This is a genomic window from Iningainema tapete BLCC-T55 (assembly GCF_014698965.1).
GTDB lineage: Bacteria > Cyanobacteriota > Cyanobacteriia > Cyanobacteriales > Nostocaceae > Iningainema > Iningainema tapete.
In genome coordinates this window covers 17,566-41,514 of sequence record NZ_JACXAE010000117.1, presented here as the reverse complement: position 1 = coordinate 41,514, position 23,949 = coordinate 17,566, and the positions used below count along the sequence as shown (strand labels likewise).

The 23,949-nt window shown below is 41.6% G+C and carries 23 protein-coding genes and 1 tRNA gene; 12 read left to right on the top strand and 12 right to left on the bottom strand.

The features are described 5' to 3' along the window. Positions 1-103: 103 nt before the first annotated feature. The 3 genes from ICL16_RS38190 to ICL16_RS38180 all read right to left on the bottom strand — a co-directional run bounded on the left by ICL16_RS38190 (position 104) and on the right by ICL16_RS38180 (position 1,705). Positions 104-472: a thioredoxin family protein gene (locus ICL16_RS38190; RefSeq protein WP_190836788.1), complete on the bottom strand. Its 369-nt coding sequence runs from the start codon at positions 470-472 to the stop codon at positions 104-106. 48 nt (positions 473-520) lie between these two features. After that, positions 521-811: a hypothetical protein gene (locus ICL16_RS38185; protein WP_190836787.1), complete on the bottom strand. Its 291-nt coding sequence runs from the start codon at positions 809-811 to the stop codon at positions 521-523. A gap of 177 nt (positions 812-988) precedes the next feature. After that, positions 989-1,705: an NnrU family protein gene (locus ICL16_RS38180; protein WP_190836786.1), complete on the bottom strand. Its 717-nt coding sequence runs from the start codon at positions 1,703-1,705 to the stop codon at positions 989-991. A gap of 160 nt (positions 1,706-1,865) precedes the next feature. On the opposite strand from ICL16_RS38180, the gene ICL16_RS38175 reads away from it, so the two are divergent. The 5 genes from ICL16_RS38175 (at position 1,866) to ICL16_RS38155 (ending at position 6,892) form a co-directional block, all read left to right on the top strand. After that, a complete protein-coding gene (locus ICL16_RS38175; protein WP_190836785.1) occupies positions 1,866-2,036 on the top strand; it encodes a hypothetical protein in 171 nt (56 codons plus the stop codon). Positions 2,037-2,066: 30 nt separating this feature from the next. Further along, a complete protein-coding gene (locus tag ICL16_RS38170; protein WP_190836784.1) occupies positions 2,067-3,077 on the top strand; it encodes a LysR family transcriptional regulator in 1,011 nt (336 codons plus the stop codon). A gap of 96 nt (positions 3,078-3,173) precedes the next feature. Further along, positions 3,174-4,568, top strand: coding sequence for a serine/threonine-protein kinase (locus ICL16_RS38165; RefSeq protein WP_190836783.1), 1,395 nt, complete (start codon positions 3,174-3,176; stop codon positions 4,566-4,568). Between the two features lie 113 nt (positions 4,569-4,681). Next, positions 4,682-5,716 carry a substrate-binding domain-containing protein gene (locus ICL16_RS38160; RefSeq protein ID WP_190836782.1) on the top strand — a complete coding sequence of 345 codons (1,035 nt, stop codon included), beginning with the start codon at positions 4,682-4,684 and terminating at the stop codon, positions 5,714-5,716. Positions 5,717-5,824: 108 nt separating this feature from the next. Continuing rightward, the gene (locus tag ICL16_RS38155; RefSeq protein WP_190836781.1) at positions 5,825-6,892 is read left to right on the top strand and encodes a PstS family phosphate ABC transporter substrate-binding protein; all 1,068 of its coding nucleotides are present in this window, start codon (positions 5,825-5,827) and stop codon (positions 6,890-6,892) included. A 22-nt stretch (positions 6,893-6,914) separates the two neighbouring features. On the opposite strand, the gene ICL16_RS38150 is transcribed toward ICL16_RS38155, so the two are convergent. After that, positions 6,915-7,634 (bottom strand): Crp/Fnr family transcriptional regulator, encoded by a 720-nt coding sequence (locus ICL16_RS38150; protein ID WP_190836803.1) that lies wholly within the window; start codon positions 7,632-7,634, stop codon positions 6,915-6,917. Positions 7,635-8,113: 479 nt separating this feature from the next. Between ICL16_RS38150 and ICL16_RS38145 the strand changes: the two genes are divergently transcribed. Continuing rightward, complete coding sequence (locus ICL16_RS38145) at positions 8,114-8,806, top strand: DALR anticodon-binding domain-containing protein (RefSeq protein WP_337907201.1); 693 nt, start codon at positions 8,114-8,116, stop codon at positions 8,804-8,806. A gap of 253 nt (positions 8,807-9,059) precedes the next feature. Here ICL16_RS38145 and ICL16_RS38140 read toward each other — a convergent pair whose 3' ends face one another. Then, positions 9,060-9,929 (bottom strand): Cof-type HAD-IIB family hydrolase, encoded by an 870-nt coding sequence (locus ICL16_RS38140; RefSeq protein WP_190836780.1) that lies wholly within the window; start codon positions 9,927-9,929, stop codon positions 9,060-9,062. A 527-nt stretch (positions 9,930-10,456) separates the two neighbouring features. Here ICL16_RS38140 and ICL16_RS38135 point away from each other — a divergent pair. Together ICL16_RS38135 and polA are read left to right on the top strand one after the other, a co-directional pair. After that, positions 10,457-11,320: a DUF4114 domain-containing protein gene (locus ICL16_RS38135; protein WP_190836779.1), complete on the top strand. Its 864-nt coding sequence runs from the start codon at positions 10,457-10,459 to the stop codon at positions 11,318-11,320. A gap of 51 nt (positions 11,321-11,371) precedes the next feature. Then, a complete protein-coding gene (gene polA, locus ICL16_RS38130; RefSeq protein WP_190836778.1) occupies positions 11,372-14,383 on the top strand; it encodes a DNA polymerase I in 3,012 nt (1,003 codons plus the stop codon). A 53-nt stretch (positions 14,384-14,436) separates the two neighbouring features. Here polA and ICL16_RS38125 read toward each other — a convergent pair whose 3' ends face one another. Together ICL16_RS38125 and ICL16_RS38120 are read right to left on the bottom strand one after the other, a co-directional pair. After that, positions 14,437-15,054 carry a methyltransferase domain-containing protein gene (locus tag ICL16_RS38125; RefSeq protein WP_190836777.1) on the bottom strand — a complete coding sequence of 206 codons (618 nt, stop codon included), beginning with the start codon at positions 15,052-15,054 and terminating at the stop codon, positions 14,437-14,439. Positions 15,055-15,144: 90 nt separating this feature from the next. Then, positions 15,145-15,420 carry a LapA family protein gene (locus ICL16_RS38120; RefSeq protein WP_190836776.1) on the bottom strand — a complete coding sequence of 92 codons (276 nt, stop codon included), beginning with the start codon at positions 15,418-15,420 and terminating at the stop codon, positions 15,145-15,147. A gap of 267 nt (positions 15,421-15,687) precedes the next feature. Between ICL16_RS38120 and ICL16_RS38115 the strand changes: the two genes are divergently transcribed. Next, entirely contained in the window at positions 15,688-16,503 is an 816-nt protein-coding gene (locus tag ICL16_RS38115) for a PD-(D/E)XK nuclease family protein (RefSeq protein ID WP_190836775.1), read from the top strand. Positions 16,504-16,545: 42 nt separating this feature from the next. Here the strand turns inward: ICL16_RS38115 and ICL16_RS38110 are convergent, their stop codons facing one another. Further along, positions 16,546-18,216: a transglutaminase domain-containing protein gene (locus tag ICL16_RS38110; protein WP_190836774.1), complete on the bottom strand. Its 1,671-nt coding sequence runs from the start codon at positions 18,214-18,216 to the stop codon at positions 16,546-16,548. Between the two features lie 173 nt (positions 18,217-18,389). On the opposite strand from ICL16_RS38110, the gene ICL16_RS38105 reads away from it, so the two are divergent. Further along, positions 18,390-21,302, top strand: a complete 2,913-nt coding sequence (locus ICL16_RS38105) for a cation-translocating P-type ATPase (protein ID WP_190836773.1) — start codon at positions 18,390-18,392, stop codon at positions 21,300-21,302. Positions 21,303-21,482: 180 nt separating this feature from the next. On the opposite strand, the gene ICL16_RS38100 is transcribed toward ICL16_RS38105, so the two are convergent. Next, positions 21,483-21,743 (bottom strand): hypothetical protein, encoded by a 261-nt coding sequence (locus ICL16_RS38100; protein ID WP_190836772.1) that lies wholly within the window; start codon positions 21,741-21,743, stop codon positions 21,483-21,485. Between the two features lie 108 nt (positions 21,744-21,851). Between ICL16_RS38100 and ICL16_RS38095 the strand changes: the two genes are divergently transcribed. Further along, positions 21,852-22,163, top strand: coding sequence for a type II toxin-antitoxin system TacA family antitoxin (locus ICL16_RS38095; protein WP_190836771.1), 312 nt, complete (start codon positions 21,852-21,854; stop codon positions 22,161-22,163). 95 nt (positions 22,164-22,258) lie between these two features. Next, positions 22,259-22,558, top strand: a complete 300-nt coding sequence (locus ICL16_RS38090) for a hypothetical protein (RefSeq protein ID WP_190836770.1) — start codon at positions 22,259-22,261, stop codon at positions 22,556-22,558. A 71-nt stretch (positions 22,559-22,629) separates the two neighbouring features. On the opposite strand, the gene ICL16_RS38085 is transcribed toward ICL16_RS38090, so the two are convergent. From ICL16_RS38085 to hisF, 3 genes are all read right to left on the bottom strand, one after another. Continuing rightward, a tRNA-Ala gene (locus tag ICL16_RS38085) sits at positions 22,630-22,702 on the bottom strand. Positions 22,703-22,807: 105 nt separating this feature from the next. Beyond that, positions 22,808-22,999: a hypothetical protein gene (locus ICL16_RS38080; protein ID WP_190836769.1), complete on the bottom strand. Its 192-nt coding sequence runs from the start codon at positions 22,997-22,999 to the stop codon at positions 22,808-22,810. A gap of 97 nt (positions 23,000-23,096) precedes the next feature. Then, positions 23,097-23,870 carry an imidazole glycerol phosphate synthase subunit HisF gene (gene hisF, locus ICL16_RS38075; RefSeq protein ID WP_190836768.1) on the bottom strand — a complete coding sequence of 258 codons (774 nt, stop codon included), beginning with the start codon at positions 23,868-23,870 and terminating at the stop codon, positions 23,097-23,099. Positions 23,871-23,949: the final 79 nt, after the last annotated feature.

The following is a 23,949-nucleotide window of genomic DNA, read 5'->3' as shown; positions in this document are numbered from 1 at the left end:
GCCTCGGAACTGTTAACAATTGTGACACACACCTCCAAGCATAAAATACCCCACTTGACAGTAATCAGGTGGGGTTATTAAGTTTGGTTTTAGATTTGGGAATCTACACCCTTGCTGTTACCGGCATGTAAGTCTGTGAGCGATTGGTATATTTGACTTTAATTTCTGCTAAGGCAAGAAGTAAATCTTCTCTACCGCGAAAACCTTCCAAACGCTCTTTGACAATGCCATTTTCAATCAGTAGTAAGGTTGGCAGTGATTTCAGTCTATAGGTAGTTGACAGTTTAAAATTATCATCTGCATTCACCCCAACTAACTTAATTTGCTCACTGGATTGAGAATGAAACTGTAATAACAATGGGTGAATGATGCGACATAAGCCGCACCAAGGTGCTTCAAAATTAACTAAAACGGGAATTGGAGATTCTAAAACTTCTTGAGTAAATGTCCGCTCACTTACCGACAACACCATGATGCCTCTTAAATTACAGGGTTTTCATATCAAACTAGCCATCAGTTACTAGTACGTAACGGCGGAAATAAAGCTACCATTCAAAATGGCACAAAAGCTCACTAGAGAAGTCTTTTGACTTTTGAATGCGTGACCTCCGCGTAGCGGTGCTAGGGTGTTGCAAGCAATTGTTGTTCTTGTGTTCATATAGGCAATAACTTTTGTTTCAAAAACGCAGGCTACTTTAGTTGGCTTTAATTGTGGTGCTGACAAAAAAGCCAGCGCAATCACGGTGGCTTTCTGTGAATTTTTTACTCCTAATTGCCCCTGCCTTTTGGTGAAATTAGAGCGACTTGCCATTTACAAAGCACATAAAGACAACCTTACTTGCAACTACAAAAATAAAATTTTAAATCGACAAAGTGCACCCCCACTAACAGCCATTTGTATTGATCCTACATTGATTTGGTAGCAATAGATGAGTTTAATTCTTAATATGTTTGTTATGGTTTGCTGTCAATTGGGATCAGCCTAGACTTATAATCTTACTCTACTAGTTGCCGTAAGCAACAGAGGATGGGACCACCACAGTAGTAGCACAAAGATGGCGACACCCAAGTAAGCGGGACGCAAAAATTCCTGCCATTTGATAGATTGACGACCGTCGAGAATAGCGGCAAAGGGAATGACGGAAGTACGCTGTCTTACTTGTGCAAAAGCTTCACCATAACGATGCAACAGACGGCGATCGCCATGCCACACGCCAAATAAATGGTGTAAAACCAATCCAATTGAGGTGACAAGGGTAAAAGAGGTTCCCAGCCAAAGAGTATGGGCAAAACACCAAATTACCTGTCCCACCATCTGTGGATGACGGGTAATGCGAATAATTCCAGTTTCGTACAAATGAACAGAGGGCTTTTGAATAGCAGCGATTTCTAGTAGATTGAATGTAGCAGGATACAAAAACAAAAATGAAATTGCCGACAGTACCCAAACTAATTCCTGCACTCCTGGTATGCCCCCAAGCTGCCAAAGCCGCAGACCATCATAGCGATGGTTAAAAAAGTAAATAATTAAAATGGCAGCAAACGGAAGACTGACAACCGCAAACAACACGCGATAAAGCCTACTACCAATATATTTTTCTGCCCAAGGGCGCACAGCAGCGCCGCCACTATGAACAATCACAAAACCCAATTGTAGTCCCAGCATGACAAAATGGCTAGAAGTTAACCAAGTCGGCAGCATCATATACACTCATAGAAGTAATTTAAGGAAAACTTAACACAGTACAATCTATACCACAAACTATTCAAAGGGGGACTTTAGTCAAGATGTTGTGCTACTGTCTTTTTCGAGTAAAGCCTCCAAGTTTAAGATGCAATAAATGACGCGGCTCAATCACAAAACTATGAATTGCTGGTTTGTTTTTGACAAACAAACAACTCAGAACACATCCAATGTGAGAATTTCTTATGGATTGAAAGCAACGCTCCTTTTAAGTCGCGCTTGTTCACCTCAGGAGAGATCCGGGGTGTGGCTGCGTTCAGAAGATGGTGCGTTGGTACGTATGCCTCAATGATGCTCCTTTCTTGTTTGTGGGTTTAGCCTTATGTCTGACCTTCCTTTCACTTTAGATCAGTTACGTATCCTCAAAGCGATCGCTGCAGAAGGGAGCTTCAAGCGTGCTGCTGATAGCCTCTATGTCTCCCAACCTGCTGTGAGTTTGCAAGTGCAAAATCTCGAGCGGCAATTAGATGTCCCGTTATTTGATCGCGGTGGGCGTCGTGCCCAACTAACCGAAGCCGGACATTTACTCCTCAGCTACGGGGAAAAAATCCTGAGTCTATGCCAAGAAACCTGTCGTGCGATTGAAGATCTACAAAATCTTCAAGGTGGTACTTTGATTGTCGGTGCTTCTCAAACCACCGGTACTTATCTTCTCCCCCGAATGATTGGCATGTTTCGGCAAAAATACCCAGATGTGGCAGTGCAACTGCACGTCCACTCTACACGCAGAACTGCTTGGAGTGTAGCCAATGGACAGGTTGATTTAGCAATTATTGGAGGTGAGATCCCAGGAGAACTGGCGGAATCCTTGGAAATTATCCCTTATGCAGAAGATGAGCTAGCGCTGATTATCCCTGTGTTACATCCCTTTGCCAAACTAGAGGCAATTCACAGAGAAGATCTTTATAAACTACAGTTTATCGCTCTTGACTCCCAATCAACTATCCGCAAGGTGATTGACCAAGTACTCTCCCGCTCTGACATAGATACACGACGTTTTAGAATAGAAATGGAACTAAATTCCATCGAAGCAATTAAGAATGCTGTGCAGTCAGGTTTGGGCGCTGCCTTTGTCTCTACTTCGGCAATTGCTAAAGAGTTACAAATGGGTGTGCTACATTGTGCTCCCATTGAAGGTGTGATCGTCAAGCGGACATTGTGGTTAATTTTTAATCCCAATCGCTATAAATCTAAGGCGGCAGAAGCTTTCAGCCGAGAAATTTTGCCTCAATTTGCTACCCCCGGATGGAATTTAGATGTGTTAAAGTCATCACATAAAAGCTTGGCACTTAATGCATTGGATGCAGGAATGCCCGACTCTGATGAAGACTAAAGTTTTGTCATTGGTCATTAGTCATTAGTCATTTGTCATTAGTAAAAGACTCTTGACAAGTGACAAAAGACTCTTGATGCTTGACGAAGAATAAACATGGAAATTTACTGCACTCGTCCACGTTGCCCTCGCCCACAAAATCATTTCTCGGATTTAGATGATGTTCGCACTCTCAGAACGGTACAACAAAAATTCTGTACCACCTGTGGAATGCCGCTAATTTTAGTCGGGCGCTATCTACCAACAAAGCTACTGGGGCGGGGTGGATTTGGGGCAGCATTTTTAGCACGCGATCGCTATACCCCAGGAATGCGTTACTGCGTGGTTAAACAATTTCAGCCAGCAGGAGATTTGAGTCCGACTCAAATGCAACTGGCACAAGATTTGTTTGAACGTGAAGCAGTAGTTTTAGAAGATATCGGTCATCAACACGAGCAAATTCCTGACTTGTTTGCTTTCTTTCCTGTGATCGTTCCTAGCTTACAAGGAGGAATTCAAGACCAGTTTTTTTACTTAGTACAAGAATACATTGACGGACAAAATTTAGAGGAAGAATTAGCTCAAAAGGGCAAGTTCTCTGAATCTGAAGCAATGTTCGTCCTGCAAGAAATTCTCAAGATTCTCAAGTTTGTTCACGATCAAGGCATTATTCATCGAGATATTAAACCCTCGAATATTATGCGCCATCGCAATGGCAAACTCTACTTGCTCGATTTTGGTGCAGTTAAGCAAGTGGCATCTTCTCCACCAGGGGCAACGGCTTCTTCCACCGGAATTTTTTCTTTGGGATTCGCACCACCAGAACAAATGGCTGGTAGTCAAGTATTTCCCTCCACTGACTTGTACGCCTTGGCAGTAACTATCGTCATGTTACTAACAGGTCAGCAGGAGATCGCTCATCTATTTGACGCTTATAGTAACCAGTGGAAATGGCGTCAGTACGTAAATGTTAACCCTCACGTTGCTGATGTTTTAGATAAAATGCTTCTCCCAGCAGCAGCTGCACGCTATCAATCAGCCCAAGAAGTGTTGGATGCACTTAATTCTCCTGCCAAACCAATAGCCCCCACACAAGTTAATCCCCGCCAACCACAACCAGCACAAAAAAAACAGCCTCCTCCCGTGCGTACTCCCTCGGTACCGCAATTTTCTCTACTGGAAACTCTAGTGGGTGCTGGGTTTAGTGGTTTTGAAGGCGGATGGATTGCGATCTCCGCCTACAGTGTACTCAAAGTCCCATTAATTACCTTGGCTGCTGCGGTGGTGATTGTCTCAGTACTGATTTTTGGTCAAAGGCGACGATGGATTGAAAAAACTGAGATGCTAATTATAGCAGCAGTGGAGGTGGCTTTAATCTATTTTTTACCCTTTTTGCGCGGTGGTTTAAGTTTTCCAGATGTTGTCATGTTATGTGTTGCGGCTGGTTTAATAGCGATCGCACTTACAGCTTTATTCCGTTTAATTTACAAATTGTTATCTCTATTTTTATAAATCTACTCTTTTCGGCGCTACTAGCCTTGGCTGCTCACCCCATAAGGGCAAGAGCTAATTGAAAAGGCTGGATTTGTCAGAATTAAATAAAAAACATTAACCGAAAAACGGCTATGTCGCAAAAAAACGAAACAGCAGTTTTGGTTCTAGCCCTACTGATTACTGTAGGGTTAGTGGGTGGAGTAGCTTGGTGGTTAGCTAGTAAATCTGGTATTAATTTAGGTTTTTTGAGCAACAATCAAACTCAACTACAAGGGCAATCAAATAGTGATAATTTTACCAGCGTTGCCAATGTTCCCTCCGGATTATTTAGCTATGGAGGTAGTACCACATGGGCGCCGATTCGTAAAGAAGTTGATTCAGCCATGCAAACGGCATTACCTCAATTTCAACTACGATACACTGATCCCACTACAGGCGCTCCTGGTTCTGGCACTGGCATCAAGATGCTGTTGAATAACCAGCTAGCCTTTGCTCAGTCATCGCGTTCAGTTAAACCTGAAGAATACCAGCAGGCACAACAGCAAAGCTTTACTTTAAAAGAAATTCCGGTAGCGATCGATGGGATCGCAGTCGCAGTAAATCCCAATCTTAACATTCCCGGTTTAACTCTTTCCCAGCTTAAAGAAATTTACACTGGTAAAATTACTAATTGGCAACAGGTTGGTGGTCCTAATTTAACAATAGTACCATTTTCTCGCCGTTTGGAAGAAGGAGGTACTATCGAATTTTTTGTCGAGAATGTTTTAGAGAAAGAAAAGTTTGGGGCAAATGTACAATTTATTCCGACTACGACACAAGCTTTAGGACAAGTAGCAAAAAACCGGAGCGGAATTTATTACGCCTCAGCACCGGAAGTAGTTGGACAATGTACTGTTAAGCCGATCCCATTGGGACGTAAACCAGAGCAATTAATTTCGCCTTACCAGCAGCCTTTTGTGCCGCTGAGTGATTGTCCGCAAAAACGTAACCAACTTAATACAGCTACTTTTCAAAGTGGTGAATATCCGATTACCCGACGTTTATTTGTGATTGTTAAACAAAATGGTCAAATAGACGAAAAGGCAGGAGAGGCTTACGCTAATTTGCTGCTGACAAATCAAGGTCAAGATTTAATTGCTAAAGCTGGGTTTGTGAGAATTCGTTAATTTCGTAGTAGCGTGAGAGCGTTCAGGGCTGCTTAGGGCTAAAGCCCTTACTACAAGCCTTTTATTTACGCTTACCTACTTAATGATTATTTTCAATGGTAATTTGTTATGTCACAAAAAAATGAAACACCAATTCTGGTCTTATCTTTACTAATTACACTTGCTTTGATCGCTGGTGGTTTGTGGTGGTTTACGAGAAAGTCTTCTGTGGATTTGAGTAAAATCACTGGTCAATCGAATAATCCTAGTTCTAGTAGTAATGACACGGGAAATCGACCTTCGTCAGGACAACAAGGAAGTAATTTTACTTCTGTACAAAATGTGCCTACTGGATTATTTAATTATGGCGGCAGTACTTCTTGGGCACCAATTCGGCTTTCTGTTGATTCAGCAATCCAAGCGGCAAGACCAGAGTTTCGACTGCGTTATGTTGAACCTAGTAGCAGTAGTCCTGGTTCTGGTACTGGTATACAGTCTTTAATTGATGGTCAACTAGCGTTTGCTCAATCTTCACGACCCATCCAAGACCAAGAGTTAAGCCGTGCAAGGCAACGTGGGTTTACTCTTCAACAAATTCCCGTAGCAATTGATGGCTTAGGGGTAGCAGTTAACCCTAACCTAAATATTCCCGGACTAACTATCGAGCAGTTACGGTCGATTTATACGGGTAAGACGACAAATTGGAATCAACTGGGTGGTCCAGATGTTCCGATCCAAGCATATTCGCGCCGCCTTAGTGACGGTGGCACTGTAGAACTTTTTGTCCAAGACATATTGGGTGGTCAAGCTTTCTCGCCCAATGTGGAATTTGTTTCCACTACCACCCAAGCACTAAAAAAAGTGGCTGGTAGTCCTGGTGGTATCTATTTCGCTTCTGCCCCGGAGGTTGTTCCCCAATGTTCAATCAAGCCCTTGCCGTTGGGGCGGACACAAGGGCAGTATGTTGCTCCCTACCAAGAACCATTTGTCCTCCCGAATTTATGCCCTGGTAAACGGAACAAACTGAACATCGAGGCTTTCCAATCTGGAAATTACCCAATTACTCGCAATCTGTTTGTGGTGGTCAAACAGAATGGTCAAAGCGAACAACTTGCAGGTTCTGCTTACGCCAACTTTCTTTTAACTGAACAAGGACAGGAAATGATTTCCCAAGCCGGGTTTGTCAAAATTCGCTGACGAATGGCGATCGCCTTATAGTTTAGCTGGCTCTGTTAATCGACTCGGCGGGCAAGCAAATCAAATTATCCCCCTGAGTTAGGATTAAGCCGCGTTGACGTAGCTTACCCATTAGACGGGTGACGGTGACACGAGTCGAACCGATCGCACTGCCGATTTGGGCATGAGTGAGAGGGAAGGGTAGACAATAACCGCGAATTACGTCTGGATCGGTTTCGCTCATTGCCGGCTCTCCATATTCCTCAATCAATAATGTGAGGAATCCTAAGAGTCGGTCAATTGTGCGCCGTTGTCCTAGAGCACTCAGCCACAGCAGCTTGCGCTGGTGCTGGTATCTAAAGGCGTCCATTACTTCGCGGCGGAAGTGAGGCCAGTTATCTAGGTCGTGCCAGTACATCCACAACACCGCTGTTTGATCAACGTGGGCGTATGCCTGAAGTGTGAATGGTGACTGAGCCACAATTTCAAATGGTTGTCCAGCGCCAACAAACCCTAAGAAAGCTTCTTCGGGTGTTCTGTTAATGCGTCGAGACGTTAGTTGACTGGCGGTGGCACTCACTTGGGCTGTTCCTACCATGCGGATCGCACCCCTTTGCACCAGATATAGCAATCCAGGTCTTGCTGGAATGCGCTCATCTTTGCTGAAAGTGCGGCACCGGTAGTGTTCCTGTGCCCAATCGATAATGCGTTGCCAAGTTAGAAAAGGACGTGAGGCCTCAGAAAAGGAGGATGGAGATTGCATAGGTAACAAAGAGCGTTCGGCTGAAGACAAAGACGTAATAATTGGGTGCAAGGAGTGTCTTTGTGTTGGCAAGTTAGGCTCAACACCCAACACTGCCAGCCATCCAAAGGTAGAAACTAAAGTCCTACTATCATTGTTATACTCTTACTGTACAATGATGGTAGTAAAATTTACTCAGTTTCAAGAAAAATTTGCAAAATTCTCATTTTTCCTCTGTATAGAATATTTTATCTCTTAAGATAGATGTGCTAAAACCCTTAGTTTGCATGAAGAAAAAAAATCTAGTGATAAATGTGTAAAAAAAAATACTTTTAAGTAAGTATACAGCAATTAGACAGCTAATATACAGTTATATCATTCCAGCAACCAGCATAAATACTGAGCTAAAACAAGCGATATGCATAGTAAATGAAGAAATTCCTCTACACAAAGGTAGAGATATTGAGCGAATTCTATATATTTCGGGAATTGCACTGCGATTGGCAAAATCTGAAAAAATTTTGGCTTTAGAGATAGCTAACGCTATCGCTTCTCATATATCAAGAAACTTTAACAAAGAATTCCAACTCCAAATTGTTTCCCCAGGTTGGATTCATTTTGAATTAACTCACCCTTTCTTAGCCGCTTGGTTACAAGGACTTGTTGAAGAAGTCGGGGAGCAGGGGGGTAGGCGAACTCTTGAGCAGGGGAATAGGGGAGCAGGGGAGATGATGAATTTAAATTCTCCCCCACTCCCTGACTCCCTTTCTCCCTCACTCACAAACTCACAAACTCTCTTCACCGCCCAATACGCTCATGCCCGTTGTTGTTCATTACTGCGGCTAGCACATCAAGAGGGATTAATTAAAAGCCGACTCCAGCCTATTCCTTGGCTTTGTGAAGAGCACCTTCGATTTAATCACCCGGCTAGTTGGGGTTTGATTTCAAAATTAGTAGAAGTTGTGGACTTAGAGTTTTCTTGCCCTCGTTCTCCAACGGCGTGGGAAAAGGTAACTCTGAGCTTGGCTCAAGCTTTTCTTTGTTTCTGGGATAATTGTCGTATTTGGGGCGAAACCAGAACTGAGTTCCCAGAATTAGCCCAATCCCGACTAGGCTTAGTTATGGCTACTCAATCTGTATTAAGTTTTCTACTAGAAGAAAAACTAGGCATTTCTGCCTTGAATGAATTATGATCCCCACAAATAATTAAGTTTTGTATCAGTTGTTGACTAACCAAAAAACTTCGAGTATATTATCAAGTGTGTGAGGAGCGAACCAGCAAGGACACCGAGACGAAACACGGCCAGTCGTCGGTGTCCTTTCTGATTTGATTAGTAGAGATGTTCCGTTGGAACGTCTCTACATTATTTGTATTTCAAAGCATGATTACTAAACAATTAATAATCGCATTAGATTAGAGACGTTCGAGAAAACGCCTTTACTACCCTAGCATAGCAAAAATTTTTCAATTGCCACAGCCACTCCATCTTGCTCAACATTGGGAGCTACCCATTGGGCGATCGCTTGAACTTGTGGTGGTGCGTTGCCCATAGCCACACCCAAGCCAGCATACTCTAACATTTCTACATCATTAAAGTTATCACCAATAGTCATGACATTAGTTGGTTGTAGTCCTAGCAGTTCTTCAGCGAGGTAACGCACTCCAGCTCCTTTGTTAACAAAGGGATTAGTTGCTTCAAAAAAAGTAGCAACAGATTTGGTAAGGTACAGATCCGCCGGAGTGTATTGGCGGCGTAAGTTCCCCAGTAACTGATCGATCACATCTTTGTCATCACACAACGCCAAAACTTTTGTTGGTTCATTATCTGTCATCTGGCGTAAGTCGCCAACAGGAATGGGGGTAATGCCAGAACGTTGAGCATAAATTTCTGTTTCTGTGGTTAACTCCCGAACATAAAGATCGTCATTGATGTAGAAGTGGACGGATAACAGCTTACGCAGTTCTGGTTGTTCAAAATAATCAAGTAGCTTGTGTGCCATTTCAAAAGAAACAGTTAAATGGCGATGGATTGTGTCAGTTGCCGGATCTTGAATCCAAGCGCCTTGATAAGCTAACAACGGTAAATTAGCACCAATTTCCTGATGAAAGCGCAACGCGGAACGATACATCCTGCCTGTGGCAATCGCCACTCTAATACCCTTTTGTTGTGCTGCGGTAATTGCCTGTTTTACTGCGGGGCTAATACTGTTGGATTCTCCAGCGATCGTACCGTCAATATCTACTACCAGCAGTCGAATGTCCAAGGTAGTTTTTGGAGCGACTGTTGATCTCTGTTGAACTGTAGATTCTTGCATAAATTTCCACTTCAATCAAGTCCCACATCAAAGGTTATACCGTTTCGCTAAAAACTGGCTACATAAGATCCCCCCAACCTCCCAAATTCATCGGGGCGATCAATTTGTTGCCTCGACAAGGAGAATTGTTATTAACAGTCTACTCACAGGAAATCACATTTATATTATTAATGATTTAATGTATAAATAACTACTCAAAAAATAATTTTTAACGATAAATACAGTTGTAGATTTTTAGTTCAGGCTCCTTTAGTAATTTATTCAGTAATCCTACTAATTTCTTGAATAGAGAGGGTTTACAAAAAAAACTCGATAGGTCAAAACAGTATTATTTTAAATAATTTAAGTATAAAAAAATACAAATTATTTGAAGCATTGAAAAAGATAGCTTGTAAATGTAGACACTAAACTGATTACTGAGATATCAAGTAAATATGCACACATGAAACACTTCGTTACAAACCAGTAACCAAGTACATGGGGTGAATAACACCATCCGTTGAGTACAAGAAATTAAAAGGAAATTGATGAATAAGAAACTCTTAAGCGGACTATTTGCTGCTGTTACTTTAACTGGTATATCTGTAATGGGTTCGGCAAATGCAGCTTCACTAAAAAATGCCGATGAGTGGAACAATCTCACCCAACACCAAGTAAACAGCAAATCAACTGACAATTCCGGATTTCAAGCTTTGATTCCCAACTTTCAACAATACGTACAAAAAGAAGGAATTGCTATTCCAGAGAACAAATTAACAAAGTTAGACCCCACCAAGCTACAGCTAAAAAGCGATCACAATGTTCGCGTTTGGTTCCTTAACGAAGGTGCTGCCTATAAAAACCAATTAGCTTTTGAAGCGATTAATGGTTCTAGTTATCAAAAAGGAATGATTTTTAAAGATGCTTCTTGTCAAGATGGAAATCAATGCGAGAAACCCAGTAGCGATGGTAAATTGAATGTTGGTGATTATGTTGACCTGGGTAATCTATCCGCAGGCACGCTACTAAACTTCTGGTTGAAAGCGAATGGAGCTAGCCCAAAAGCGGTGGATGGAACTGATCCGACAACCAACACTAAAAATATTTACGGTGCTGACGCCACGCAAAACCCCGATACAATGGAACACGTAATTGCTGCTTATGATTTTGACGGTTATTTATTGATAGGTTTCGAGGATTTGTTTGGCACAAAAGGTTGGACAGGTAATGGAAACAACGGTATTGGATCAGATCGTGACTTTAACGACTTAGTTTTTGTGGTTGATGTTGGTAAAGACAACATCGCTTCTGTACCAGAACCTGCTACTGTAGCTGCTCTACTGGGCGTAGGTGCATTTGGGATGGTGAAATCGCGTCGTCGTCGCCAAACCAAAATCGAAGAAACAGCTTAATTTATCCTACTGACTGATGGCAAGACGGAAGCTTCTGGCTAAAATAGTACTATGTCCCAAGATATTAGTATAACTCAGTTGGCTTCCGATTCCTTAACAACACACCCCACTTTCATCCTAGTAGATGGACATTCCCTCGCCTTTCGTTCTTACTTCGCTTTAGCTAAAGGACGAGACGGGGGACTTCGTACAAAAACAGGAATTCCCACAAGTGTTTGTTTTGGCTTTCTCAAATCTTTACTTGAAGTCATCGCTACTCAACAACCTTCTTCTATGGCGATCGCTTTTGATTTAGGATTGCCAACTTTTCGTCATGAAGCAGATGATACCTATAAAGCGGATCGTCCTGGGACACCAGAAGATTTCGTTCCCGATCTCAAAAATTTGCAAGAGTTGCTAGATGCGTTAAATATAAAAGTTGTCACGGCTCCAGGTTATGAAGCAGACGATGTTTTAGGAACTTTAGCACAAAAAGCAAATAGCGCTGGGTATAGAGTGAGAATTCTCACAGGCGATCGCGATTTATTTCAACTAATCGACCCAGAAAAAGAAATTGGTGTTTTGTATTTTAGTCCAGAAGCGCTGAAGCGTTCTACAAATAGTATCGCGGAAATTGGTGTAGAACAAGTAAAAGAAAAACTTGGTATTTTGCCATCTCAAGTTGTTGATTATAAAGCTCTTTGCGGTGATAAATCAGATAATATTCCTGGTGTCAAAGGTATAGGCGACAAAACAGCAGTACAGTTGCTTAATGATTACGGTTCTCTTGCACAAATTTACGCCTCATTAGGTGAGATTAAAGGAGCAACTCAGAAAAAACTTGAAGCTGGGAAAGAAGACGCTGAAAACTCTCGTTATCTAGCTTCTTTAGTTACAGATGTACCATTAGAAGTTGATTTAGAAGATTGTCAATTGAAAGGTTTTAATACTAGTGATATTGTGCCGATACTGGAGAAATTAGAATTTAAATCTTTTTTGGGTAAAATCAACGAGATTCAGCAATTGTTGGGTGGCACGGTTGAGGTGGAGACGCCCCACCGGGGCGTCTCTACAGATGACGCAATTAATATTACGGCAACGGATGAGGCAATTAATGCCGGAACGAATGAAACGGATGATGTAATTAATCCATTAAATCAAGGTGAGGATTTGTGGTTTTTCAGTGCTGCTGATACAGCCGCATTTCAACAGCAATCTACTTCTTCAATTCAACCACGTATTATTGATACGCAAGCTAAACTAACTGAATTAGTTGAGCTTTTGGAGAAATTTACTAATCCAGAGACACCTGTTGCTTGGGATACGGAAACTAGTGATTTAGAACCAAGGGACGCTTATTTGGTAGGAATTGGTTGCTGTTGGGGAACTGACTTAGATGAAATAGCATATATTCCTTTGGGTCATAAAGTAGGGGATAATCTAAATTTAGAAGATGCTTTGACTGCGCTACGCCCAATTTTAGAAAGTCCTAAGTATCCTAAAACTTTACAAAATGCTAAGTTTGACCGCTTGATGCTCAGGTGTCAAGGAATTAAGCTAGATGGGGTAGTGTTTGACCCCATGCTGGCAAGTTACTTACTTAATCCAGATGGGAATCATAGTTTGAGTAGCTTGGCTCAGCGTTACTTGGAATTGACAATGAAGAATTATGCCGATTTAGTTCCTAAAGGTAAAACCATCGGCGACTTGGATATTCCCATCGTAGCGGATTACTGTGGTATGGATGTCTATGCCACGTTCCAACTTGTACCAAAAGTACGTGAGGAATTGAATAAAATTCCCAATTTACATCAGCTTTTAGTGGAAGTGGAACAACCTCTAGAACCTGTTTTAGCGGAGATGGAATTCCAGGGAATTCGCATAGATACAGCTTACCTGCAACAACTTTCTCAACAGTTAGAAATAGATTTAGCTAAGCATGAACAGCAGGTTTATGAAAATGCAGGAGAAAAATTTAACCTGGGTTCTCCCAAACAATTGAGCAATATATTGTTTGAAAAGTTGAAGTTAGAAAAAAAATATTCTCGGAAAATCCAAACTGGTTATTCTACAGATGCTGCAACATTAGAAAAGTTGCGAGAAGTTGATGAAACTGGTGTAATTGAAGCAATTATTGAGTATCGTACTTTGTCTAAGTTGAAGTCTACATATGTGGACTCATTACCAACATTGGTACGTCCAGATACAGGGCGGGTGCATACTAATTTTAATCAGACGGCGACATCAACTGGTAGGTTGTCTTCTTCTGAACCAAATTTACAAAATATTCCTATACGTACTGCTTTTAGTCGCCAAATTCGCAAAGCTTTTTTACCAGAACCAGGTTGGTTGATGGTGGCTGCTGATTACTCTCAAATTGAGTTGCGGATTTTAGCTCACTTGAGTCAAGAGCCAGTGTTGGTTGAAGCATACCAGAATAACGAGGATATTCACACGGTAACGGCACGATTAATTTTTGAAAAAGAGCAGGTAACATCAGAGGAGCGCCGACTCGCGAAAACAATCAATTTTGGCGTGATTTATGGGATGGGTTCTCTCAGGTTTTCCCGCTCCACTGGTGTAGATAAAGCTGATGCATCGGAGTTTATTAAACGTTTTAACCAACGCTATCCAAAAGTGTTTGAATATTTAGAGTCGGTGAAGAAACAAGCGATCGCTTTTGGCTATGTAGAAACTATCCTTGGGCGGCGGCGCTATTTTGAATTTACAACTGACTCCTTGAGAAGGTTTAAGGGTAATAAACCAGCCGATATCGATCTGAGTAAACTCAAAAATATCGGTGCTTTTGATGCTGGGTTACTAAGGGCTGCGGCTAATGCACCAATACAAGGTTCTAGTGCGGATATTATTAAAGTTGCGATGGTAAAACTGCAATCAGTTTTGCAGAATTATCAAGCTAAATTATTGTTACAGGTTCACGATGAATTGGTGTTGGAAGTTCCCCCACAAGAGTGGGAAGAATTACAACCGCAAATTAAGTTAGTAATGGAAGACGCAGTATCTTTGACTGTCCCTTTGGTAGTTGATGTGCGTGTAGGTGAAAATTGGATGGATACGAAATAACAATCAGAAACCAGACTTTTTAGAAACCCGACTTCTTAAAGAAGTCGGGTTTCTTACTTCACATAAAAATTAAATGTATGTTTGTCAGATTTATCTGTAGGGTTAGTGTATTGTGAAGTTGATAAAGGTGGGAAAAAGTAGGGTTTAAATTGATTTAAACTTTCACATGCTTCTAGTGGAAAAGGTTTCTTTTCGGGAACATCATCCCATCCAATTACTAAGACACCACCAGTGCGCAAGCATTGATAGCATGTCCCAAATGCTTTTTCCACATCATTCCTGTCGTTTAATCCCCACCCAAAGACGCCGTTGCAGATGATTAAATCTAAATAATTTTCTTGGAAGTGAAGGTTTAAATCACTCATGGAGCCAATAATGTGGTCTTTAGCTCCATAAATCTTTTTCATTGGATTGATATCTATAGTCCAATACTTTTTGTGTTTAAACCATTTTTCATAGTGTTTTGTATATGATCCACATCCTACAAATAGGACTTTAGTAAATTCTTGTTGATGAACAAAGTAAGGAATAATTTTTTTCTCTAATATATATCGGTCATGTGTTTCTAAGGGCATATCCTTGCCCAAAATTGTGTATGTTATTACTTTTAAACCCCTAGCAATCATGTCTGGGTTTTTTAAATTGTTAAGAATCTCTTTGGTTGCGAGCATGTTTGCTTATTACTTTGGTCAGTTGTATTTTTCAACACATCCTCACCATAGTCTAATTAAATTAACAAAAGTTTAAGAAGAGATTATCTTTTAAAAATCTTCATCAACAAAAAACTCAGCATCCTCATTTGAACGAGGATTACGCTGTGTAGAACCAGCTATACCCCACATAGGCACAAGAAGTGCTGTACCAATTATCCCTACACAGGCGCAAAAAGCTAGTAGTAAACCTACTGGGATTTGAATTGATACGAAGGTGAGAAATTTTAAAGATACAGGTTCAGCATTTTGCACAGAGAGGATAGCGATCGCCAATACCCAGACAGCTACAACAATGGATGTAAGTAGAGTAGCAAGTGTTTTCATTTGTTTTATCTTGACACCAAAAGATCGTTTTTCTTTATTTTGGCGTTTTTGCTCTTTGCTTGAGTGTCCGAATTACCGAAAATATTTGCCACAATAGTATCAGTATCTCAGGAGTAGCGCAGTCAAAGACGTTAGGGATATATTTCAGCCCATAGTATGATGCTAGATCATAACTATATAGTTAATCTCAAAGCCTGAGCCAAGTGGTGGCGATCGCTCCGAAGCGGATACTTGTCCCCATCGTATTTTTCGCACTGATTTTCAGCAATGTCAACCCCCGACTCACCTTTTGCCAGTTATCACCTTTGGTCTTTAATTGCCCCAGCTCCCTGGCAGCAGCGCTGGCATTGCCAAATGAGAAGGGGGTTTGTAAAGGCGCGGCAGAATGAACCACAAGTCAGGGCGCTTTCGACAAAAATTAATGCATCCCAGCGCATTGGCTTGCTGGCACAAAAAGGCGTTTACGAGTTTCATTACAATCGACACTTATTAAACCAATCAGATGGTGTAGAAAAAGTTGCACAACTGCTGAAATTACACAATTCAACTACAGAAGTTCAGCACCGCGTACTACAAATTTTAACAAACTACCACAATGCGCCATTGCTGTCAGACAAACGCATTATTTTATTAAGCAGAGGTGATGAAGGTTTTCCCAAACCTATTTTGATTGAACATAACGATTACTGCTTCCGTTTATACGCAGCAATGGATTGTGTTTTTGTTGATTCTGATAGCAGATTGCATATTTTAGATTTCAAAACAGGAAAATCTGCTTTTGACAGAAGACAAGCATTAGTCTATTTGTTAGCAGCTAGATATCTTTACCCTCGATACCAAGCAGTAGCTTCATTTTATAATTTAGAATTGCGCAAAGAATCTGAACTAATTAGTGTAACTAAAAACGAATTAGATTCAATAGAATTCGACTTAGCAAATATTGCGCAAAAGCACCAGCAAGATTTACAAAAATATCAACAACACAATAGTAATTTTAGCAAAATCTTTCCCCCTAATCCAGGAAGCAACTGTCGTTTTTGCCCATTTCATTCAATTTGCGAGTTTTCTGCATATCAACCGTAAAGTAGAGACGTTCCGGCGGAACGTCTCTACGATATTGTTTTCCTAAAACGGTGGTAACTCTTCAAGAATCGTAAACCGAATGTGATTAATAGCTAACTCACCAATTGAGAGATCTTCTTTTGTTAGGCGTGAACCTTTACTAGTCAAAGTTTCAAAAGGGAGTCCTTTGCCAATTTCAATATGAAACCAGCTTAAGCCCATAAAAAACCGAGTAGGATATGGTCCATCTTTACCTATATCATCAGGATTTGATTCCATTGGCAACCAGCCAAAACCTGGGATATAAAATTCTAACCAAACATGGTTGTAATCTGGCTGTAGAGGAACACGCTGATGTTCGCCATAGGGGGGACATTTATAACGCCCAACAGTGCGACATGGGATACCATTTAAACGGCATAAAGCTAGCAAGACGCCTACATATTCTCCGCAGGAACCAACACCACGTTCTAACACCACATCTGGAGTGTCTATGTGAGGTTTAATTCCATAAGATAACTCATCATAAACATAATTACGGATGTTGTACATTTTCCGCAACAGATTAGTTTCTGTACCCACTGCTTCTCTACCAGCACGGCGGACAATGTTACTATCCATTGCCAAGTCGTCATCATCAACTAAGTAGCGAGCTTGGTATTCTGATGGTACTTCTTCTATGTCTTCCACATCTTTTGGGGTGAGGCGATACTTAATTCCCCTCACTTCCAAAATTGCTTTCCATCCAAACAGGTGTCTTTCGCCGGGGGCGAGGGCATCAAATTTAAATACTGCCACACGTTGCCCATCAATGATTTCTTCTGTAAAAGGTAACCCAATTGGTTCAACGTGCCTTACCTTCTGGCGATAAGTTTCTGAGGGTAGGGCAATACGCCATTCTACTTCTGGTAAATAGGCCTCTTCTAAGGGTGAAATTTCTTCAGCATAGGACATTTCCACGAGATAGCCGTTAGAAAGAGCGTAGCGTTTTTCTGGGTCGTAATGATATTGTAGTGGGTGAATAAAAGTTCTGTCGCGGTATGATAACTCATAATTGGGGTCAGCGTTTGGGTTATCCCGGATGTAAGGTTCTTCTGAAGCATAAGCGACATAGATTGTTTCTTTGCCAGTTGTGGCATTTTTGTGTATTGCTATGCCTGAAGGAGAGTCAAACGGTGTTAATAAGCTAAATTGAACTTCTCCTGTAGCTCTGTCAATGCAGTACACTGTTTGTTCAACTTTGTCGCAAACCCAAAGAGTTTCCTCGCTTACTGTCAAATTTTCTAACCCTACTCCTGGGGCATAGAACTTGGTAATTTCTTTGCGTGTATCCCGATCAAAAATTAGTATATTTCCTAGTCGTTCACAACTGATATATATGGTAGAATTCCATACAGCAATGCCATCAGCCGTGCAGGGTAAGGTGACAAAATGCTCTAGACCTAAAGAACCTAGTTTGCATAAATAAACACTATTACCTCGCGTAACCCAGAGAGTATCTTCCCAGACTGCCAAACCAGTGACATCTGTAAACTCCCTCACTTGGTGAGGATTCAGAATTTTGGTGTTGTCAGATAAAGGGTCAATTTCTAGCAGATGCCCTTTGTCACTGTCAATAGCAATGAGATGATCTTGAATAAAGGCGATGCCACATAGGGAGGCAGCACCCAGCGGTCGAATTGTCCTTTGCCCAAACATCTGGCTAGTCGTCAAACTGGGGAGTGCATATGTCATATTAAGCTAAATTTACTCAATGGTTTAGCACACCTGGAGGTAATTTTAAAATATCCTAAGTGGTATAACTTTTAATTTTATTACGCATGATAACCAATATCTACAGAAACGTGCTTTTCCAGCCATCACTCAATTATGATCGAATTCTGTAACCGTTTCCTGTGAGCTATATAATGTCTGCTAATTCTCTTCCTGATTCAGCTACCGTTTGGCATAGTTTAGAAGTTGATAAAGCTCTAGAACTGCTTTCCAGTAATGCAGACACTGGCATATCTCCTCAAGAAGTAGAACAGCGATTGCAAAAATACGGTCCTAACGAACTAGAGGAAACCAGTGGACGCAGTGCTTGGGAGATTCTGGTAGATCAGTTCAAGAACATTATGTTGTTGATGCTGATTGCCGTTGCCCTAATTTCTGGGGGTATCGATCTGCTAGATTGGCGAGAAAAGTTACAAGCTGGCGAAATGCCTTTTAAAGATACGATCGCCATCTTAGCAATTGTCATCCTTAACGGCATCCTGGGCTACGTCCAAGAAAGTCGTGCAGAAAAAGCTCTTGCCGCCCTGAAAAAACTATCATCTCCCAATGTGCGAGTTATGCGCAGTGGCAGACTGGAGGAAGTAGCAGCAAAAGAGCTGGTTCCTGGAGATGTGATGCTGCTAGAAGCAGGGGTACAGGTGGCAGCAGATGGACGCTTGCTTGAAGAGTCAAACCTACAAATACGAGAGTCGGCATTGACAGGTGAAGCGGAAGCTGTCAACAAGCGGGCAAAAATGGCATTGCCAGAAGAAACTTCCTTGGGCGATCGCATTAATCTGGTATTTCAAGGTACAGAAGTTGTTCAAGGAAGAGGCAAAGTTCTGGTAACCAACACTGGGATGAAAACAGAACTAGGCAAAATTGCCGCTTTGTTGCAGTCGGTGGAAAATGAACCTACCCCCTTGCAGCAACGGATGACTCAACTTGGCAACGTGCTTGTATCGGGTTCTTTAGTTTTAGTCGCACTTGTCATTATCGCTGGGGTAATCCAAGCCAGAGGTTTTAGCAATTTAAAAGATCTCGTCGAAGTTTCTTTGAGTATGGCAGTGGCTGTTGTACCAGAAGGCTTACCCGCAGTTATTACCGTTACCTTGGCATTAGGAACCCAACGCATGGTACGGCAAAATGCCTTGATTCGCAAACTACCCGCAGTAGAAACTTTGGGTTCCGTAACTACCATTTGCTCAGATAAAACTGGCACCCTAACTCAAAATAAGATGGTGGTGCAATCTGTTTATACAAATGTTTCTACTTCACAAAATGTTAATAATGTACATCAATCTCAACAAAGTACTAATAATCAATCTTTGAGTGTTACAGGTACTGGTTACGCACCATCCGGCGATTTTGAACTCCAAGGCAACAAAATTGAACCCCAAGAAAGTCCAGAACTCCAAGCAATTCTAGTCGCTTGCGCCCTTTGTAATGATTCGGAGTTGCAACAGCAACAAGGTGAATGGCGAATTTTGGGAGATCCGACAGAAGGCGCATTGGTAACAGTGGCGGCAAAGGGAGGAATTGAAAAAGACCAATGGAATAGTAAGTTACCAAGGGTTGGTGAGTTCCCTTTCTCCTCAGAACGTAAGCGGATGAGCGTAATCTGTAAGGTGGAGCAAGTACAGACGGGTGTCTCGCCTTTGTCATCTGTCGATCCTGTAATCAGTAACTTGGTAAAATCTGAAAGTTACTTAATGTTCTCTAAAGGTTCCCCAGAGTTAATCTTGGCACGTTGTACTCGCATTTATGTAGGTAGTGGTTCAATTTCTTTAAGCGATGAACAACGTAAGCAAATTCTTGCACAAAACGATCAGATGGCAGGTAATGGCTTGCGCGTGCTAGGTTTTGCCTACAAACCTCTCACAGAACTTCCGCCCGAAGGATCGGATGAAATCTATGAGCAAGACATGGTGTGGCTGGGATTGGTAGCAATGTTAGATGCACCCCGCCCAGAAGTCAGGGCAGCTGTGCAAGAGTGCCGAGAAGCAGGTATTCGCCCAGTCATGATTACTGGAGATCACCAGTTGACAGCAAGAGCGATCGCTACTGATTTAGGTATTGCGCAAGCAGGCGATCGCGTGCTAGTAGGTCAAGAATTGCAGCGCATGAGTGACCAAGAACTAGAACAAAATGTAGACTTGGTGAGCATTTACGCTAGGGTTGCCCCAGAACACAAACTGCGAATTGTTCAAGCACTACAACGCCGGGGTAGATTTGTTGCCATGACAGGTGATGGTGTAAACGATGCACCAGCCCTTAAACAAGCTGACATTGGTATTGCGATGGGTATCACTGGCACGGATGTAAGTAAAGAAGCCAGCGATATGGTGTTATTAGATGACAACTTTGCTACAATTGTTACCGCTACAAAAGAGGGTAGAGTAGTTTATACAAATATTCGCCGTTTTATTAAGTACATTCTCGGTAGTAACATTGGTGAAGTAATTACGATCGCTGCTGCGCCTATATTGGGTTTGGGCGGTGTTCCCCTCACGCCACTGCAAATTTTGTGGATGAACTTGGTTACAGATGGTTTACCCGCGTTGGCATTAGCTGTAGAACCTCCTGAACCAGATGTGATGAAACGTCCACCTTTTAGTCCCCGCGAAAGTATTTTTGCTCGTGGTTTAGGTTCCTATATGATTCGGATTGGGATTATCTTCGCCATCATTTCCATTATTCTCATGGTGTGGGCTTACAATCATGTGAAAGTGGTTACAGGTGCAGGACTTGATCCACAAAGGTGGCAGACTATGGTATTCACTACCTTATGTTTAGCCCAAATGGGACATGCGATCGCTATTCGTTCCAACACCCGCTTAACGATTGAAATGAATCCCTTTTCCAATCCCTTTGTACTTGGTGCTGTTGTCTTAACAACAATTTTACAGTTAATGCTAGTTTACGTTCCACCTCTGCGAGCTTTCTTTGGTACTCATTTCCTCAGTCTCCAAGAGTTAGGAATTTGTTTTGGCTTCAGCGCCCTCATGTTTGTTTGGATTGAATTGGAGAAGTTGTTCCTCCGTTTGATGGGCAAGAAGAGCGTTTAATACCACCGTACAATTTTGTAGAGACGTTACATGTAACGTCTCTACATTTAGATATCTGAATCAAAATCATCCAATACCAAAACTTGTATTTCTGTAATGCGCAACAGCTTAGCATCATTAGTCAAAAATGCCTCACAATTTGTTGCTAGAGCAACAGCAATTTGGAGCTTTCTTCAATATTCACACTTCATTCCTATATTCAATTTCCAATTCTGGGAATTCTCCTCGTCTGATGCGATTGACATACTCTTGAGCATCCATTCCAGACATATGATTAGGAGCAATGCCACGAAATTCTTTGACATTGTAGCGAGGCTTGGGTTTTATCTCGCAATGGCTAATTTTTTCTAGGAGATAGGAAGCCAACCTCAATTGGTCTTCAGGTGCCAGTCTGTCTGCTTGCTTCATTAATTCCTGCAGTTCTTTAGGGAGTTGATGCATTTAAATTTATTCTCCTTTTTTTTGATTTTAGCTCACAAATTGATGATTTCTTGAGCTATCCGGCATATTACCGTTTAGAATTGAAATGTAGAGTTACGTTTGTGTTTTATGAGTGACACCAACACCTCGAAACAAATAACTAGATTAGAAGCTCGTGTTAATTCTGAAAGCAAAGCTTTATGGCAAAAAGCGGCTGACTTACAGGGAGTCACCTTAATAGATTTTGTCATTGCAAGCCTTCAGGAAGCAGCTTACAAAGTTATAGAGCGGCATCAAACACTTAAGCTTAGTTTAGAAGACGCTGAAGCTTTTGTAGAAGCTTTGAAGCACCCACAAAAGCCAAATGATGCTCTCATCGCAGCTGCTTTACGTTACAAACAAGTGATACAAAAGAATGGTGTTAACGATGGAGTTGCTTGATAGTAAAAGGCATAATCGCTCAATATTTGCTTGTGGAAATGATAATTTAGATTTTAATTTATAATCAGAAGTTGTATGTTTTTGACAATTTAATAATGATAATTACCAATCAAAATTTTTATGTAATTAAAAAAGCTATCATAACAAATGAGCAAGGTGACTTAACATTAGGAGAAGCAGCCAAGGCAAAAGTTTATCGAGTACTGATCAATGATGCAGGACAAATTCTGCTAGACCCTGTGGATATCGAAAAAATTCCTGAAGACCAACGATGGCTGTGGCAAAATTCTGAAGCGATGGCGATGGTACAAAGAGGTTTACAACAAGCTGCTGCAGGAGAAGTTCACGACTTAGGTTCTTTTGCTCAATATGCAGACTTGGAGATTGATGATTAATGCAATTCAGCCTGCAATATTCAACTGAAGCTAGGGATACTTTAGCTAATTTAGAGCAAACAGAAAGTTTATGGAGCTAAGCGGATTCGAACCGCTGACCCCCTCAATGCCATTGAGGTGCTCTACCAACTGAGCTATAACCCCGATATTATGCGTTTTCTATCATACCTTACAAGGTAGAAGTTTGTCAATACTAAAGACTGCTAATTGCTAATGGTTGATGGCTAATAGCTGAAAACAATTAGCAATTCACGATACTTGTAGCAAATAGCTCATGCAGTGTCCCATGAGGAAGTATACTACTAACATGGCAGCAGCAGCGATCGCCACTAGCGCACCTGCCAACATGAGAGAAAATTCTTTATTCGCAACAGCTTTTTCCATTAAGTGGAGCGACCATGCTACCAGTGCTACATCAAAAACTAAAATAGGAATCAACATATTTTTTTATATTTATTAATTGTATTTAACTAATCGTAACATTATTTTGTAATCTGTGTATAACTACTCTAGTTGTGGAGAAGACTAAATTTGTTGCTCATGAAGACATTCGCACTGGAACTTGACGTTCTCCCAAATAATTTTTGATTTCTGCTACACTTAACTGACCAAAATGTAAAAGCGATGCGAGTAGAGCAGCTTCGGCTTTACCAGAGGTAAGGGCAGCGTGGATGTGTTCGCAATTTCCTGCACCGCCAGAGGCAATCACAGGAACTTCTACTAACTCAGCGATCGCTCGCGTTAGCTCTAAGTCATAGCCTGCTTTAGTTCCATCGGCATCCATACTCGTCACTAACAGTTCTCCTGCGCCGCGCTTGGATACTTCTTGCGCCCAATTTAAGGCATCCAAACCAGTATTTTCTCGTCCACCCCGCACATACACGTCCCAACCTGGATTGTTGGGATCGTTTCTGCGTCTGGCGTCAATTGCCACAACTATGCACTGATTACCAAAGCGATCGCTTGCCCGATTAATAAAATCTGGATCGCGTACCGCCGCCGAATTAATACTAACCTTGTCTGCCCCTGCTCGTAAAAGATTTTTAACATTTTCTAAGGATTGAATCCCACCACCCACAGTCAACGGAATGAACACCTGCTCTGCAGTACGGTAAACCACGTCAATAATCGTGTCCCTGTCTTCATGAGTAGCTGTAATATCAAGAAATACTAACTCATCTGCACCGGCACAATTGTAAACATTTGCCAATTCCACCGGATCACCCGCATCTTGGAGGTTGACAAAGTTAACTCCTTTTACAACTCGTCCCGCCTTCACATCTAGACAAGGTAAGATTCTTTTAGCCAACATAAGAACTTTTACACCCCTTAGTAAACGTCCGGAACTTAAATTTTAAAGTGGAGAGTGTTATTCCGAACCGAAAATTTTT

Bases quoted from the DNA above. Each gene is read 5' to 3' on its own strand.
- ICL16_RS38150 (WP_190836803.1), bottom strand. From the start codon at position 7,634: ATGCAATCTCCATCCTCCTTTTCTGAGGCCTCACGTCCTTTTCTAACT.
- ICL16_RS38180 (WP_190836786.1), bottom strand. From the start codon at position 1,705: ATGATGCTGCCGACTTGGTTAACTTCTAGCCATTTTGTCATGCTGGGA.
- ICL16_RS38115 (WP_190836775.1), top strand. From the start codon at position 15,688: ATGTCAACCCCCGACTCACCTTTTGCCAGTTATCACCTTTGGTCTTTA.
- ICL16_RS38165 (WP_190836783.1), top strand. From the start codon at position 3,174: ATGGAAATTTACTGCACTCGTCCACGTTGCCCTCGCCCACAAAATCAT.
- ICL16_RS38155 (WP_190836781.1), top strand. From the start codon at position 5,825: ATGTCACAAAAAAATGAAACACCAATTCTGGTCTTATCTTTACTAATT.
- polA (WP_190836778.1), top strand. From the start codon at position 11,372: ATGTCCCAAGATATTAGTATAACTCAGTTGGCTTCCGATTCCTTAACA.
- ICL16_RS38090 (WP_190836770.1), top strand. From the start codon at position 22,259: ATGATAATTACCAATCAAAATTTTTATGTAATTAAAAAAGCTATCATA.
- ICL16_RS38175 (WP_190836785.1), top strand. From the start codon at position 1,866: ATGAATTGCTGGTTTGTTTTTGACAAACAAACAACTCAGAACACATCC.
- ICL16_RS38105 (WP_190836773.1), top strand. From the start codon at position 18,390: ATGTCTGCTAATTCTCTTCCTGATTCAGCTACCGTTTGGCATAGTTTA.
- ICL16_RS38110 (WP_190836774.1), bottom strand. From the start codon at position 18,216: ATGACATATGCACTCCCCAGTTTGACGACTAGCCAGATGTTTGGGCAA.
- ICL16_RS38095 (WP_190836771.1), top strand. From the start codon at position 21,852: ATGAGTGACACCAACACCTCGAAACAAATAACTAGATTAGAAGCTCGT.
- ICL16_RS38100 (WP_190836772.1), bottom strand. From the start codon at position 21,743: ATGCATCAACTCCCTAAAGAACTGCAGGAATTAATGAAGCAAGCAGAC.
- hisF (WP_190836768.1), bottom strand. From the start codon at position 23,870: ATGTTGGCTAAAAGAATCTTACCTTGTCTAGATGTGAAGGCGGGACGA.
- ICL16_RS38170 (WP_190836784.1), top strand. From the start codon at position 2,067: ATGTCTGACCTTCCTTTCACTTTAGATCAGTTACGTATCCTCAAAGCG.
- ICL16_RS38160 (WP_190836782.1), top strand. From the start codon at position 4,682: ATGTCGCAAAAAAACGAAACAGCAGTTTTGGTTCTAGCCCTACTGATT.
- ICL16_RS38135 (WP_190836779.1), top strand. From the start codon at position 10,457: ATGAATAAGAAACTCTTAAGCGGACTATTTGCTGCTGTTACTTTAACT.
- ICL16_RS38125 (WP_190836777.1), bottom strand. From the start codon at position 15,054: ATGCTCGCAACCAAAGAGATTCTTAACAATTTAAAAAACCCAGACATG.
- ICL16_RS38190 (WP_190836788.1), bottom strand. From the start codon at position 472: ATGGTGTTGTCGGTAAGTGAGCGGACATTTACTCAAGAAGTTTTAGAA.
- ICL16_RS38080 (WP_190836769.1), bottom strand. From the start codon at position 22,999: ATGTTGATTCCTATTTTAGTTTTTGATGTAGCACTGGTAGCATGGTCG.
- ICL16_RS38120 (WP_190836776.1), bottom strand. From the start codon at position 15,420: ATGAAAACACTTGCTACTCTACTTACATCCATTGTTGTAGCTGTCTGG.
- ICL16_RS38140 (WP_190836780.1), bottom strand. From the start codon at position 9,929: ATGCAAGAATCTACAGTTCAACAGAGATCAACAGTCGCTCCAAAAACT.
- ICL16_RS38185 (WP_190836787.1), bottom strand. From the start codon at position 811: ATGGCAAGTCGCTCTAATTTCACCAAAAGGCAGGGGCAATTAGGAGTA.